Below are 15,179 nucleotides of genomic sequence, written 5' to 3' on the forward strand. Positions count from 1 at the left end.
AAGGAGAACACCATGCGTAATACGCTAACCAAGAAGCTGGCCCTGACGCTGTCGCTATCGCTGGGCGCCATGGCTGCCGCCGAGGCCGCCACCCTGAAGATCAGCCATGTTCGCCCCCAAGGTGCGATCATTGACCAGGAGATCAAGGAGTTTGCCGACCAGGTCAAGCAGGCGACTGACGGTGGCCTCAAGGTCAAGATCTACGCCGCCAGTTCTCTCGGGGACTATACCTCCGTGCAGGAACGTATCTCGGTAGGCGCCATCGACATGGCGGTGCAACCGGCCGCCGCTGCGGTGGACCGCAAGATGCAGATCAGCTCGTTCCCCTATATCGCTGAAAACTGGGAGCAGGCGCGCAAGATCTACGGCCCGGACGGCGCCATCTACGACACCATGAAAGAGCTCTACGCCAAGCAGGACATCACCATGCTGGCCGCTTACCCGGTCTACTTCGGCGGCATCGCCCTCAACCGTGACGCGGTCTCACCCGGCGATGTCGACGCCGCCAAAGGGATCAAGGTGCGGGTGCCGGGCATCAAGAGCTTCCAGCTGACCGGCGATGCGCTCGGTTACATCAGCTCGCCGATCCCCTTCTCTGAAGCCTTTACCGCGGTGCAAACCGGCGTGGTCGACGGGGTGATCGGGTCCGGTGCTGAAGGCTACTACGCCTCCTTCCGCGACGTCACCAAATCCTACATCCCGATCAACACCCACTTTGAGGTGTGGTACATGATCATCAACTCCGGAACCCTGGCAGACCTCGATAGCGACGAGCGCAACGCCCTCCAACAAGCGGCAAAAGCGTTCGAAGCCAAGCGCTGGGAGCGGGCCAAGTCTGACCAGGCCGCGTACGAGCAGAAACTGGCCGATAACGGCGCCACCATCGTCCGCCTGAGCGACGCCGAGCTAGCAGCCGCGGCGAAGAAGGTCCGTGCCGACGTTTGGCCGCAGATCCTCGAAGACGTGGGTGTCGACTGGGGCCAGAGCATTCTCGATCAGGCAGCAAACTGATCCCCCGCCGAGTAAACCAAAGCGCCGGTCACCCCATGTGTGACCGGCCATCCGGCCCGAGTACAGGGCCGACCCAATGGAGAGAAAACGATGAGCGCAGCATTGACGCCTGGCCACTCGGATGTCGACGCAACCGTCGTCGGCGGCGGGTTGGTTGGCCTGGCGATAGCGCTGGGGTTGCAGGACCAGGGCCGTCGTGTCGTCATCGTCGATGAAGGCGACATCGCTCTGCGTGCTTCCCGCGGTAATTTCGGTCTGGTGTGGGTCCAGGGCAAAGGCGATACCTGCGCCGATTACGCCCGCCTGACCCGACTATCCGCGCGCCAGTGGCGTGCCTTCGCCGACGATCTGACCGACGCCACCGGCATCGACATCCAGTTGTCGCAAATCGGTGGCCTGTACATCTGCCTCAGTGACGACGAGCTGCAACAGCGCCAGCAGATGCTGGCCAGCATGCGCCTAGAGCATAACGACGACTATCCGTTCGAGCTGCTCGATCACACCGCCCTCAAAGCCAAGGTGCCGGCGATCGGTCCTACCGTCGCGGGGGCAACCTGGGGGCCGGAGGATGGCCACGTCAACCCACTGCTGTTGCTGCGGGCGATGGTCGAACGCTTTCTGCAACGTCAGGGGCAACTGCTCACCTGCGGCCCGGTAACACGCATCGAACCGATAACCGGCGGCTTTCGCGTTCATGCCGGCAAGCAGTGGAACGAGAGCACCAAGGTGGTCCTCGCAGCAGGGCTTGGCAACAAAACGCTGGCCCCCCAGGTAGGACTGTCTGCGCCACTGCAACCCAACCGTGGCCAGGTGTTGATCGCCGAGCGGGTACGCCACTTTCTCGACTATCCCACCGGTCACGTTCGTCAAACCGGCGAAGGCACCATCCAATGTGGCGACTCAAAGGAAGATGTCGGCTTTGATTGCGGCACCACCACCGATGTGTTGGCCACCATCGCTGCCCGCGCGGTACGGATGTTCCCGTTGCTGGAACAGGTGCGGCTGGTACGTTCCTGGGGAGCGCTGCGCGTGATGACGCCGGACGGTTACCCCATCTACCAACAATCCGAGCAGTATCCCGGCGCTTATCTGGTGACCTGCCATAGCGGCGTCACTCTGGCGGCGGCCCATGCCGGACCGATCGCTGCCTGGATCGATAGCGGACAGCATCCTGACGACTTTGCACTGGAGACCTTTCATGGCCAGCGATTCAGCGTTTAAACGCCTGCCGGCTAATCCCGCCGCCGTGGTCAATATTTGGGTGGAGGGACAACCGATAACCGCCCGCGCCGGCGAAAGCGTTGCCGCGGCGGTACTCGCGGCGGGCCTCGGCCCCACCCGCACCACCCCGGTATCGGCGGCACCGCGGGCGCCCTACTGCATGATGGGCGTGTGTTTCGAGTGTTTGATGGAGATAGACGGCCAGCCCAATAGCCAAGGCTGCATGACCCAGGTGTCCGAGGGGATGCAGGTGCGCTTTCAACAGGGTGCCCGTGAACCGTTGGAGAACGCCTCATGACCCGAGCTGATTCGAACACCTCCACCGACTACGTTGATCTGGCCATCATCGGCAGCGGCCCGGCCGGCATGGCCGCTGCCATCGATGCCGCTGAGCTGGGCCTACGCGTTGCAGTGATTGACGAACAACCCCTGCCGGGCGGACAGATCTACCGTCAGGTAAGCCAGCCCGCGTTGCAGGATCGCAGCGTGCTGGGGCCCGACTATTACTATGGCGAGTCGCTGGTAAAACAGTTCAGCACCGCTGCGATCGAGCGAATCGGTAACGCCAGTGTCTGGGAGGCAAGTGCCAACCATCTCTGCCTCACCCGCGACGGACGCAGCCACCAGTTGCACTTCAAAACACTGCTGCTGGCCACCGGCGCGCAGGAACGCCCTGTTCCCTTCCCCGGCTGGACCACCCCTGGAGTCATGACCTGTGGTGCGGCCCAGATCATGCTCAAAAGCAGCGGTCTCGCACCGGCCGAACCAGTCGTGATCGCTGGTAGTGGTCCGCTATTGTTGCTGGTTGCATGCCAGCTGCTACGTGCCGGCATTCGCATCGAGGCATTGCTGGAAACCACGCCTGCAGCAAACTATCGCGATGCCCTCAAAGCGCTGGCAGGTGCCGTCAGCGGCTGGCGTTACCTGCTCAAAGGCGCACGTCTGATGGCCGAACTTAAGCGTGGCGGCGTCAACCGCAGGAGCGGCATCACCAACCTACGGGCACTGGCCGACAACCAAGGCAAACTGGATCGCATCAGCTATCACCATCGCGGACGTGAACATCAGCTGGCCTGCCGCACCCTGCTGGTCCACCAGGGTGTAGTTCCGAACGTACAACTGAGCCGCGCCCTCGGCATTGATCACCATTGGGACGAGCTGCAGCAATGCTGGCGGCCCGGTATTGATCGTTGGGGTGCCAGCAGCACCGCCAATATATTCATGGCTGGCGATGGCGGCGGTATCGGCGGTGCCCTGGTGGCTGAACTGCAGGGGCGGATCGCCGCGCTGGCCATCGCCGCGCAGCGGAAGCAGCTCAGCGACTCCGAGCGTGATGCGCGTGCCGCGCCCCTTCAGCGCGAGCTTGAACGGCAACTGGCGATCCGTCCTTTTCTCGATCGTCTCTATCGGCCGGCACCGGCATTTCTGCGCCCCGCCGACGAAACCCTGGTCTGTCGCTGCGAGGAGGTGACCGCGGGCGAGATTCGGCGCATAGCCCGCGAAGGCTGCGCCGGCCCCAACCAGGCCAAAGCCTTCAGCCGCGCCGGCATGGGGCCATGCCAGGGGCGCCTGTGCGGGTTGACCGTATCCCAGTTGATGGCGGAAGCCCGCGAAGTTCCGGTCAGCGAGGTGGGGTATTACCGCATCCGCTCACCTATCAAACCGATCACCCTGGGGGAACTGGCAGCGATGGCAGCCCCCACAAACCCCGTCAAGGCAGCGCGAAAGTCCGCCCAGAAAGGCTGACGCTGTGCGCTACAACAACCGAATTTACGCTTTCAAACCGAGTGAAACCGATGTCTATTGATCGTTATCAAACCAGTGCTCGCATGAGCAAGATCGTGGTCCACAACCATACCGTTTACCTTTGCGGCCAGGTAGCCGAAGACCGCAGCGCCGATATAACCGAGCAGACCCGTACCATGCTGGCCAAGGTGGATCAGCTGTTGGCCGAGGTCGGCAGCGGTCGCGACAAACTGCTGAGCGCCACCCTCTACCTCAAGTCCATGGATGATTTTACCGCCATGAACGCGGTGTGGGACGCCTGGGTGCCGGAGGGCCATGCTCCGGCGCGAGCCTGTGTCGAAGCGGCCATGGCCAGCCCGGAACTGAAAGTTGAAATTTCGGTGATCGCGGCATGCTGATCGCGTACTAGTTTTCCTCAGACTCAACCGAGTCCGTTGCCCCGCTTACTGATGTGAGCGGGGCTTTTTTTTGTTTTTTGGAAGGGTAGCGGGGATGACTTGAATCGGCGCGGAGCGGTCATTGACTTGGCTCGCTTGGCGAAGTGTTCAAAGCTCTTTTCCGCGTTGCATGCCAGCCTCTGTTCCGCCCACCCGGGCGGGTTACTTTTTATCAGTCGTGACAAAAAGTAACCAAAAAGCACTCGCCCACGAAAGTCGCCCTGCGGGACCTGCGCGCTGACGCCACTTGAGGGGCACAACAGAATGGCCCTCCCTGGCCATACTGTTGCGGCTGCGGCCATCCCGGCCTTGCCCCTGAAGGGCTGAAACCCTCAAGTGACACCAGTGCTCGTCGACTTTCTAACGGGCCCTGGGTGCCAGCCGCACCTATGTCACCTATGTAACCTAAGTCCCTTTATTCGCTGGATATAAATCCCAAACTTTCCGGCAGCTCCATCTTCCCCCTTTTACGCAGCCGGAGCAGGGTGCGAACAATCCGATTAAGGCCCGCAGGGGCGAGCGCTGGATGCGCGAAGCGGCGGCAGTATGGCCAGGGACGGCCATTCTGACGATCCCCGGATTGTTCGTGCCCTGCGCAGGGAATCGGCGTAGCCGACAAGTAAGCGGGGGCGGTTTTCTTTTGATTCGTTTTCTTTGAGCGTTCAAAGAAAATGAATGCGCCCGGGTGGGCGCAACAGGACGTATCGGTAGGCACGACAAGGAGCTTGAAACGCAGATTTAGTCGGCCACCTAACATGACCGCTCCGCGCCGAATCCGGCCCTTTCACCGAACGCAACTACCAAGCTTTATTGCAAGCTGCAAAGCCAAGCTCGACAGCGCTACGGCGTATGGTCGTTAGCATCCCCGGCTCGCCAACTGAGCACCACTCCAACCACCCAGCAGCCCATAAACACCAGCGATGCCAGATTGGCTTGTGGACCACTGGCTGCGGCGACACTGTGAACCGCGTTCAGTATCGCGATGGGCTCCAGCGGAACGGTTCCGCTCAGGATCTTTTCGCTGATCGCCTCGGCCATAACCAGCGCCGCGCGCAGCAGCATGTAAAGCGCCACTGCCGCTGCACCACTGAGCGCCACCGCCGAAACATAGCGTTGCAACAGAAACAGGCCGCTGCCCGGGAACAGCAGCAACGACATCAATACCGCTTTGGTTGTTCGGGTCATCCTCCACTTACCCCTTGCCTGCGCGCAGATGGGGCTGCTGGTTCAGCCCCAGCTGCCGTTGTAATTTTTTGGTTAACCCCAAGGATACGATCCGGTAGGACTCGCGCAGGTAATAGCACAGATCATCATCGGCCTGCGGGGCATTATATTGCTGGATCCAGCTGAAGCCGCGGGACGCCAGATAGGGCGCCGGCTGGTACCCCTCCTTGGCGGACAGGAAATGAAAATTCAGCTCCGAGGTTTTAAAACTGTACGCGGGGTTGCCCGTTTTACCGGTGCTGCCAATGGCGAATACTTTGCCGCCTATCTTCCACACATCACAACCGCCCCACTGCACCACCCACGTGGTGGCCGGCAGTGCGCGGCAGAAATCGTTGAACTGCTCCCGGGTCATGGTTATCGCGGCCTCCTGCAACAGAGCTCAGACTGCAATCGGCAGCATGAACGCGCTTGTTGTACCACAGCCGCAGCCTCCGCTGGAAGCACACCAACACCAGCGGCGGCCGGGCAGGAATGGGGATCATTCCACCCATAGTGCGCAGAAAAAACGGCGAATAACCACCCAAACGCACCACCCCGCTGTCGCCCCGTAAAACCAAGCCGATGGCGAGCGTTAACGAGCATTTACAAAAGTCAAAAAACACCCCTTTTCAACCCTGTTTCGGCGCAGCTTTGATTGAATTTTGACCAGAATTAAAAACTGGCTCGCTGCTTGCTAAATAGCGACGTTCGAAGATCGCAAGAGACTTCGAAACCACGTCCCTTTCACCGGCCCGCAGCCACTTTGCCGTGCCGCTGCGCCGATCCGCAATCTCTGCGCGGATCGAGCCGCTTGCAGGGAAAGACGTGCGACACCAACAGCGTTATTTGAATGAGGATAGGTCTGTAGTGGCAACCGACAAGCAGGGCGTTCACGCCCACGACGAAGATTATCTGGCACCGGGCGACCGACGGGATCCCGATTACAAAAACCGCCCCGAGCCGTCAGCAACACCGATAAGCAACCTGCGCTTGGCCGGTCTGGTGGGTGGGCCGCTGGTAGCGGCACTGCTGCTACTGGCGCCCGCGCCCGCCGATATGCCGCTGGCAGCCTGGCATCTGGTGGCTATGGCCAGTTGGATGGTGATCTGGTGGTTGAGCGAAGCCGTGCCGATTCCCGCTACCGCGCTGCTGCCGATCATCGTGATGCCGCTGCTGAGCATCGACAAGATCAAGCCGGTCGCCGCCAACTATGCCCATCCGCTGATCTTTCTGTTTCTCGGCGGTTTCCTGCTGGCTGCGGCCATGCAACGCGTGGGGCTGCACCGCCGAATCGCGCTACAGATCGTTACCCGGATCGGAACCTCACCGTCGCGGATTATTCTGGGGTTCATGCTGGCTACCGCGTTCCTGTCCATGTGGATCTCCAACACCGCCACCACCATCATGATGTTCGCGGTTGGCCTATCGGTGATCGACTTTATCTCGCGGCAAACAGACGACCAGCGCGTGGTGCGTAACTTCGGCGTAGCATTGATGCTGGCCATCGCCTACAGCGCCTCGATCGGCGGGGTTGGCACCCTGATCGGCACGCCGCCCAACGCGCTGCTGGCCAGCTTCCTGCAAAACACCTACAACATCGAAATCAGCTTCTTTAACTGGATGCTGCTGGGCATTCCGGTGGTCGCGGTAATGCTGCCCATCACCTGGCTGCTGCTGACCCGTTTGCTGTTCCCGTCACACCAAATCGCCATCAACGACCCTTCCAGCGTGGTTAAACGGGAGCTGGGCGCTCTGGGAGCGATGTCGCGAGGCGAAAAGCTGGTCGCTATCGTGTTCGTCGGCGCCGCCATGGGATGGATCTTTCGCAAGCTACTGGTCGATCTGACCGGTCTGCCGCTGAACGACACCATCATCGCGCTGCTGGCAGCGATGATTCTGTTCACCGTGCCGGTGTCCCGCGCCAAGGGCGAATTTGCCCTCGACTGGGAGGCGGCGCGTAATGTGCCCTGGGGGGTATTGCTGCTGTTTGGTGGTGGCCTGGCGCTGGCAGGCGGCTTCAAGCAGACCGGGCTGGCGGAATGGATCGGTAACGGCGTTGCCGGGGTCGAGATCAGCACCCTGGCGCTGGTACTGCTGGTGACCATCGCCATTGTCTACCTGACCGAGATCACCTCCAACACCGCATCGACTGCGACCTTCCTGCCGATTCTCGCAGCGGTGGCAGTGGGCCTTGATCTGGATCCGATCATCCTCTGCGTGCCGGTGGCGCTGGGCGCGTCGATGGCCTTTATGATGCCGGTGGCCACGCCGCCGAACGCGATCGTGTTCTCGTACGAGAAAATGGAGTTGCGCGACATGGTACGCGCCGGCTTCCTGCTTAATCTGGTGGCCATCGCGGTCGCCTTCGGCCTGTTCACGCTGCTGGCCAGCTTCGTGTTCGGCATCGAGATCTAAACGCCGTGATACCAGGGCCTCGCGCGTTAGCGGGGCTCTGGTTCACGCTCTCACCCGGCCGAGTATCCGCTATCTCTGCCAGCTCAGCCCGCCAGCTCCATAAACTTGGCAAACAGCTTACTGCGCACAAACTTCACACACAGCGCAATCACCCCCTGCGCCAGAACGTGCTCCAGCGACATTAACGCCTGCTCAACGTCAGCCTCGCCCGCCACTAGCGGCGGCGACAGCACCAGCAGCACCTCTCGATTTTCGGCGTGGTACAGCAGCAGATCCTCGCCACGGTAGCACTCGTTAATCACCGCAGCAGTCACCAACTTTTGCAGAAAGCGCTCGTTCTGCAGCAGTGGCAGTGGTATCAGTCCGGTGAGTTTTTCCAGAAGCGTTGAACCGGTAGCAAGCTTGAGCCCCCACAGCGCGCCACTGCCGCGCACCTCCAACACCCGTTCCGGGAAGCGTTGCTGCAGAGCGTTCAGCCCCTGTTGCAATTGAGTGCCCAACGCTGCACTGCGCTCCACCAGACCTTCGTCCACCAGCACGTTGACCGCTTCCAGCGCGGTGGCGCACTCCTCGCCGAAGCCGTTATAGGTGGTACTGTGCAGCAGCGCATCGTTGAGGTTGCCGTAAGCCTGTTTGAACACCGGGGCACGGGCCACAAAGCCAGCGATGGAGGCCTTGCCGCCACCCAGCGACTTGGAGGTGACAACGATATCCGGCAACAAGCCGTCGTAGCGCATAAAGTGGAACAGGGTGCCGGTCTTGCCCCAGCCGCTGAACACCTCGTCAAAGATCAGTATCACCCCCTCTTGATCGCAGAGTTCACGCACCCCGCGCAGAAACGCCTCGCTGCAGGCGGTCAGGGTGCTGGCGCTGAAGGGCTCGACAATCAGCGCGTAAAGATCACTGCTGCCATCCGCTTTGCGGCACTGTTCAAACAGCACCTTAACCGAGTCCAGATCGTTGTAGACAAAGGGCTGGCAACCGGGGATCTCCGGATAACGGAAGTGCAGTTCCGCCGAGCCGGATACCGAGGCCGAGCCCAGCAACTTACCGTGGTACGACAGGTTGCTGTAGAGCACCTGACTACGTTTGCCCTGATGGGCCTTGTAGGCCAGTTTGAGTGCCCCCTCCACCGCCTCGGCACCGGAGTTGGGGAAGTAGCTGATATCCAGATCGCCCGGCAGCAGCTGGGCGATATTGTGGCTGAGCGCGGCCAAGTGCGGACAGAGGTAGTTTTTGTGCACCTCCAGCCGCTGCGCCTGCTGATAGCGTGCCCGGGCAGCGAGGATGCGGGGGTGGTTATGGCCATGGTTGAGCACCCCCATACCGCCGGTAAAGTCCAGCACCCGCCGACCGCTGTCGGTCTCTATCCAGCAACCCTCGGCACGCACCGCCCGCTCCTGGCCAAAGCTGAAGCTGGAGATCATGGCGATCTGGCCGGGATTGACGTAATCGCGATACAGCCCCCACAACTCCTGTATGGAGAGCTGTTCGGCGTCATCGGTGGTCAGCAGGCGGGGCATGGGGAATCCTTGGTATCAACAACGAGCGGTCACCGCCACAGACTGCGACAAAAGTCGCTGCGATTCAACGGGCTGCCGTTAACGAGAACGTATAAATCGGTTACTTGCACGCCAAGGCTGGCAACGACCACTGAGGCTGGCTGGGCTCTTATTTCCGTTGCGTGCAGATACAGGCAGAAAGACTACGAGGCGTCGCTCTCTATGTCAGTTGGTTAGGAATAGTGTCCGCATTGCGAACAAAACGGACCGTTAGAAACTACTTATATAATGAAAATAAACTTGTCCTTAACCATAAAGCGAAAATTTCCGTGCAGAACTAGATCGCAGTAAATACACCATGCTGGTCATACTCCAGAGGTTGTTGTATTCCCGATAAATTCCATTCTTTTTTTAAGAAGTTCATCCTTGTCACGACTATTGTGAAGTGAACTCCATTTATTGATTCTAATTTTCTGCTGAATGCTGGTATTGATGTTTCTTTCAAGATTATCGAAGATCAAGTATTCAAACCCCATGCTTATGAATGACTCTATGTAATCTATGTTTTTTGTTGTTTCAATAACATATCGAGCACTATGTCTAAAGGCATATGGCGATAGCCAATCCGACTTAACACTTTTTACAATATAGTCGTAAGCTCTTTTTTCAATATTTTTTCTGGCGCTTGACGACAGAGACTTTTTTCTAACAATATACTCATCTACTTCGCTTAGTGCACATGATGCTAAAAACTCCACAACATTGGAATTATTAGTTTCCCTAGATATTGATCTTAATATATCCATGTTCATATTGACGTTGCGGTTTTTAGAAAATTCAGAGAATGCGAACTTGGCTGCCCTAAGTTGTAAATATGGTGGTGTATGAGGATGATTTGATATAGATAGAATGATTCGTGGATTACTTTCATCGTAACATCCGACGATATATTCTGGTTCCAGTTCTCTATACTCCAACAAATTAGTGCATGGCACCCCACTTGTGACTATATCTCTTAAGCATTGCCCAATTAGAATTTGACTCTGCCGATCAAGTAAACTATGGGCGAGTGGATTGATTTTAGTGTCATTGTTTTCGCTTATTGTCGCCAACTCACAGACCAGTCGCGCAAGCTCCTCATCTTTATTAATCCTACTGAGAATATGCTTTTCGATTTTTCCAGCTGGATCTGGCATTGACCTGAAAGACACCATTTTCAGATATAGCAGGTCTAACTCGCCACTTGCATCATCACTTTTTAATAAGTTTTCGTATATCGTTTGTGATGCAGCAAGTCCGATATGCTCGTCGTATTCTGCGTTAGACAAACTTAATTTTTTGTTACTATGGACATCGCGCCAGAATATGCGCTCGACGTTATAACGCTTTGCTCTTTTGATATCGCTTGGAAGAAAAACTAAGTCGGCCACAAAAGAAACTGGTATATCAATGATTACGAAAGGAATGCCAATCCAAGCAACAGGACCAAACCAACTGTTCATCGTTGTTGCTTTTAATAGCTCAAAGTCACGACTAGTTGCATGGAAGTAGTTCTGGTTTAATCGCTCTAGCTCTTTATCCTTATCTAGTTTGTAAACTGTCCCACAGCCTGATAAAAAAATCATGGCTAACATTGCTATAAATTGGGTCAGTTGTTTGTGTATCATACAGAAAGTCCATTTCTTAGATTGGTTAAAGCACACGTAAGGGATTCCATCGCCCAAGTCTATCTATAGCAAATTTGATAATAAAGATTATTGGCAGTATCTAGTTGACCTCTTTTCAAGCCGCTCTCGTTCTTATCGGCACCTAATGAAATGACTACTTAGTGGCCAGAGGGATAAGATACAAGTTGCTTGCTTGCATGTCTCCTATTGGCGGCCTCAGTGGTCGAGCAGTAGTCTTCCACAGACAACGCGTTGGGGCGGAATCTGCCACTGGCGAACTTCGTATTAGAAAGCGCTTACAGTCCGCTTTGGGGCCAGAACCGGAAAGGCCTCCCATCCAACCGGGACACCGGCTCAAGCCGAATCGCAATTTGCTAATAAAAAATCGGCGGCGCGATCCCAATGATCGCCTGGTGGGCAAACAGCAGCAGCCCATACAGCAGCAGCCCAGCCAATACGCGCCACCAGCCGATACCGCGCCAGTCGATACGGGTAAAAGCGGCAAACGGCAGGTTAACGGTCCCCCTGTGCAAGCGTTGCCAGTCGTCCTCACTGTAGCGGCGCCTGCGCGCCCGCTCCAGGGTCCAGGTGCCAGCCAGACTCAGCAGCAGCAGCAAGCCGAACAGCAGCAGGCCGGCCACATCGCCGTTGGCGGGAATATGACTGCCGGCCCAGAGCGCCAGCCCCCACATCAGCGGGTGGCGGGTCACCGACACGATGCCGGGACTGGCCGGATCATAGCCTGCGCCGCCGGGACCCAGCGAGAAGGGATTCCTGGTGCTGGCACCGGCCACGATCAGCACGCAGGCCAGCGGCATCAGCAGTACCGGCAACCAGGCAGCCCACTCGACCCAGGGCCAAAGCTGGATAAAGGGAGCGGCCTTGAAGGCATGAGCCAGCCAATAGATGATCGCCAGCGACAGAATGCTGTAACCGATCAGAAAACCGGGGGTGCCCAGACGCGCTTCCAGCGGTCGGCGAAAACGCGGCCGCATCGGAATCATATGGCTGAGCAGAAAACCCCCCAGTGCTGCCAGCAGTTCGCCCACCGTCAACCTCCTGTCGTCAGCACGCGATCAATAGATCGCCTTGGCCAGATCCTTGAGCCCCGGCATATCGTGGGGAACCTCCATATCGCCGAAGTCGAAGTGGGTGCGGAAGTCCTTCATCATCGCCTTGAACGCGCTCATCATGTAACGGCGCTTGAAGCCGTCCGGCAGCGCCATCACCTCTTTCATCTTGTTGCCGTAGAAGGTCATGTAGCAACGCGCCAGCTCGCGTTTGACCTGGTCCAGAGTCATGTTGTCCGGCTCGATGATCGGCGTCATCAGGTTGTACTTGGACCAGTCGTGGACGCGGATACGCGACTTCATCTGCTTGTACAGCGGCGTGAAGGGCATCGGCGTGATCAGCGGAAACACCGCGATATCGGGGTTAAGGCGGATCGCCTCGTCGATGGTGGCGGTGATCTTCTCCGGGGTGTCCTCGGGAAAGCCGATCATGAACGAGGCTTCGGTCATGATGTCGACCTCGCGCAGCAGGTCCAGCGCCAGCTTGTTGGTCTCGACGCTGGTGCCCTTGTTGAGACTGTTGAGGGTGTCGTCGTCGCTGCTCTCGGCGCCCAGGTACATGTGGATAATACCGGCGTCGCGGTACTTGGGCAGGATGTCGCGGTCACGGATAATATCCTCCACCCGCGTTTCCATAAGCAGTTTCACCGGAATCTGCGCCTCGATCAGCAGGTCAAGCTGGCGCTCCCAGCGCTCGGCGTCCTTGGTCGGGTAAGGGTCGATCAGGGTGATGAACTCCACCTGATACTGCTCCACCAGCAGCCGGATCTCGTCGATCACTTTCTCGGGATCACGCACCCGCCAGTCGCCGCGCCAGAACACCCGGTGCGAGCAGAAGGAACAGTCCATCATGCAGCCGCGGGTGGTCATGATGGAACCCATCCGCCCCCAAGGCTCGATGTTGTAGTGGTAATCTTCCCAGTCCAGCAGGTGATAGGCGGGCAGGTAATCGTCCAGTGTATCAATATGGGTGCGCAAGCCCGTGTTCACCACCTCGTCGCCGTCGGCAAACGCCAGACCCTTCACATCACGCCAGTTCACCGCCAGCTGACTGTCGTCGCCCCACAGGCGCAGAAACTCGTCGAAGGTCGCTTCGTTCTCGCCGCGCAGCACAAAGTCCGGAGGATGATCCCCCTCGGTCAAAATCTCTTTGTACATGAACGTCGGGTGCGGGCCACCGATCAGGGTGACCGTGGCCGGATTAACCTGCTTGGCGATCGCCAGCGCTTCCAGCGCGGCCGGCACCGTGGCGGTACTGATGGCACCGGACACTGGCAGGTAGTCGAGGGAAATCACCGCGTCGGGCTGATAGGCTTCGATCTCGGCGCGCACCTCGTCAAAGGTTTTGTACTTGTTCATCGCATCGAAAATACGGCACTCAAAGCCCGCCTTGACCGCCACGCCAGCCAGATACGCCAACTGCAGCGGTGGCCAGGTGCCGATCACCTGAACGCCCCAACAGTGATAGGGAGGCGCGATAAACAGTAGTTTTTTCATGCTAAATCTTTAGAAATCCGATTAATCCAACCAGCCGGACGAGCCGACACAAATGACAAAGCGCAATTATCTCACAGAGTTCACCGCTTGTGGTTGTCCTTATCGCCCTGCTCCACCAACTGTTCGATCCCTTCGCCACAGGGGCAGTCCGCCCCCATCGACAACGGATTCGGCTGGCGCGCCTTGCGGCGGCTCAACCCCATCTTGAAGCGAATGGAAAAGTTCACGTAGGTTTCGAGAAAGCGGAAGATCTTGTTGTCGCCCATCGGGCCAACCGTGCGCTCGGCGGGCAGCAGGGAAACCTGACCATCAATCACTTGGGCGCGGCCCAGAATACGAAAGCTGCCATCCTCGAGCATGACCCCAAGATTATCGCTTTGCACTCCCAGCACTGTGGGAAGATTGGCCAGATCATAGTGGCGCAGCAGGCCGGGCTCCCCGGCGGCCAGGGGTTGCAGGGTCATCGGATCAACCACCTGGGTGCGAGTCCAGGGCGGTGGTATCAGCCGGCGCTCGGTGCGCGGCGCGCCCTGCCCCTGTTCGTTCAGGGTCCGCTCACGCAACGTGTTCTCGAAGAAGTTGGTAGCGCTCTCTGCCATGCCGAGCACGTTGACGCAGTGGTCCGCATCGATACCAAGCACCCCTTGCACCAAGTCGTAATACTGCTGCCGGTCCAGTTCGCCGAAGCGACCACGATAGCCACCACCGTCGCCGATACGGCTCCCCGTCGGCAGCTGGAACCGCAGCCCGCGTTTCTGGCAGGCCTTGAGAAAATAAACAAAGGCGCCGGTGCCGCCGATAAAGGCCACCGGCTGGCCACTGGCTTCAGCTTCTTCCAGCGCAGCAACCATGGCGTCGATATCGATACCGCTGCGCGCGAGCAAGAACTGGCTGTTGTCGGCACCGAAGCGCACCCGGGTCTCTTCCATCCCCATCGCCATGCCCATGGAGGGCGCCATCTGCGGGCTGGGCGCCAGAATCAGCACCCGACAGCGCGGCAGACCGGCGGCTTCTCGGGCTTCGAAATCGGGAAACAGGTAAGCAGCGGTCATCACCCGGTTGGCGGCAAACACCAGTTCTTTGCCCAGAGAATCGCGGTAGATCTGGCCGCGACGGTTGGCGGTGGTGCCGCTGGTCAATTGCGCCATAACCGCCTCTTCGGCTGGAAAGGAGGTCACCAGTTCACGCTTGAAGGCATCGGTAGGAAACGCCGGGATCTCATCCCAGCGGCTCACTGATTCAGGCGTGACGCCGCGGGCGTCGCAGAACTGGCGGTAGGGCTCATTGGCTTGGTACTGGTAGGCGAAGAGCTCCAGCGCCAGTGGTTCGAAATCAGCGGGATCGCCGGCCACACCGGCGGCAATCAATTGGTGGACGGCGGCGCCCAACTGCTCCCGGCTTCGCATT

General features: G+C 58.6%; 13 protein-coding genes. 6 read left to right on the top strand and 7 right to left on the bottom strand.

Annotation, left to right across the window (positions count from 1 at the left end; all coding sequences use genetic code 11):
• The first annotated feature begins 12 nt into the window (after positions 1–12).
• From dctP to JJQ76_RS04605, 5 genes are all read left to right on the top strand, one after another.
• On the top strand, positions 13–1,011 hold the full coding sequence (gene dctP / locus JJQ76_RS04585) for a TRAP transporter substrate-binding protein DctP (protein ID WP_210395547.1): 999 nt from the start codon (positions 13–15) through the stop codon (positions 1,009–1,011).
• Between the two features lie 90 nt (positions 1,012–1,101).
• Positions 1,102–2,232 carry an NAD(P)/FAD-dependent oxidoreductase gene (locus JJQ76_RS04590; protein WP_210395548.1) on the top strand — a complete coding sequence of 377 codons (1,131 nt, stop codon included), beginning with the start codon at positions 1,102–1,104 and terminating at the stop codon, positions 2,230–2,232.
• The gene (locus tag JJQ76_RS04595; protein WP_210395549.1) at positions 2,210–2,530 is read left to right on the top strand and encodes a (2Fe-2S)-binding protein; all 321 of its coding nucleotides are present in this window, start codon (positions 2,210–2,212) and stop codon (positions 2,528–2,530) included. Before JJQ76_RS04590 ends, JJQ76_RS04595 begins: the two co-directional genes overlap by 23 nt.
• Positions 2,527–3,978, top strand: coding sequence for an FAD/NAD(P)-dependent oxidoreductase (locus JJQ76_RS04600; RefSeq protein WP_210395550.1), 1,452 nt, complete (start codon positions 2,527–2,529; stop codon positions 3,976–3,978). Before JJQ76_RS04595 ends, JJQ76_RS04600 begins: the two co-directional genes overlap by 4 nt.
• A gap of 50 nt (positions 3,979–4,028) precedes the next feature.
• Complete coding sequence (locus JJQ76_RS04605; protein ID WP_210395551.1) at positions 4,029–4,376, top strand: RidA family protein; 348 nt, start codon at positions 4,029–4,031, stop codon at positions 4,374–4,376.
• Between the two features lie 879 nt (positions 4,377–5,255).
• Here JJQ76_RS04605 and JJQ76_RS04610 read toward each other — a convergent pair.
• Together JJQ76_RS04610 and JJQ76_RS04615 are read right to left on the bottom strand one after the other, a co-directional pair.
• On the bottom strand, positions 5,256–5,600 hold the full coding sequence (locus JJQ76_RS04610) for a hypothetical protein (protein ID WP_210395552.1): 345 nt from the start codon (positions 5,598–5,600) through the stop codon (positions 5,256–5,258).
• Positions 5,601–5,607: 7 nt separating this feature from the next.
• The gene (locus JJQ76_RS04615) at positions 5,608–5,994 is read right to left on the bottom strand and encodes an MmcQ/YjbR family DNA-binding protein (protein WP_210395553.1); all 387 of its coding nucleotides are present in this window, start codon (positions 5,992–5,994) and stop codon (positions 5,608–5,610) included.
• A 494-nt stretch (positions 5,995–6,488) separates the two neighbouring features.
• On the opposite strand from JJQ76_RS04615, the gene JJQ76_RS04620 reads away from it, so the two are divergent.
• A complete protein-coding gene (locus JJQ76_RS04620; protein WP_343232481.1) occupies positions 6,489–8,036 on the top strand; it encodes an SLC13 family permease in 1,548 nt (515 codons plus the stop codon).
• A gap of 83 nt (positions 8,037–8,119) precedes the next feature.
• Here JJQ76_RS04620 and JJQ76_RS04625 read toward each other — a convergent pair whose 3' ends face one another.
• The 5 genes from JJQ76_RS04625 to JJQ76_RS04645 form a co-directional block, all read right to left on the bottom strand.
• Complete coding sequence (locus JJQ76_RS04625) at positions 8,120–9,559, bottom strand: aspartate aminotransferase family protein (RefSeq protein WP_210395554.1); 1,440 nt, start codon at positions 9,557–9,559, stop codon at positions 8,120–8,122.
• 344 nt (positions 9,560–9,903) lie between these two features.
• Complete coding sequence (locus JJQ76_RS04630; protein WP_210395555.1) at positions 9,904–11,205, bottom strand: YceK/YidQ family lipoprotein; 1,302 nt, start codon at positions 11,203–11,205, stop codon at positions 9,904–9,906.
• A gap of 374 nt (positions 11,206–11,579) precedes the next feature.
• Positions 11,580–12,254 carry an NnrU family protein gene (locus JJQ76_RS04635; protein WP_210395556.1) on the bottom strand — a complete coding sequence of 225 codons (675 nt, stop codon included), beginning with the start codon at positions 12,252–12,254 and terminating at the stop codon, positions 11,580–11,582.
• A 27-nt stretch (positions 12,255–12,281) separates the two neighbouring features.
• Positions 12,282–13,772 (bottom strand): B12-binding domain-containing radical SAM protein, encoded by a 1,491-nt coding sequence (locus tag JJQ76_RS04640; protein ID WP_210395557.1) that lies wholly within the window; start codon positions 13,770–13,772, stop codon positions 12,282–12,284.
• An 80-nt stretch (positions 13,773–13,852) separates the two neighbouring features.
• Positions 13,853–15,178 (bottom strand): LuxE/PaaK family acyltransferase, encoded by a 1,326-nt coding sequence (locus JJQ76_RS04645; protein ID WP_210395558.1) that lies wholly within the window; start codon positions 15,176–15,178, stop codon positions 13,853–13,855.
• Position 15,179 lies beyond the last annotated feature (1 nt).

It is taken from the genome of Motiliproteus sediminis, assembly GCF_017912535.1.
In the GTDB taxonomy this organism is placed as follows: domain Bacteria; phylum Pseudomonadota; class Gammaproteobacteria; order Pseudomonadales; family Balneatricaceae; genus Motiliproteus; species Motiliproteus sediminis.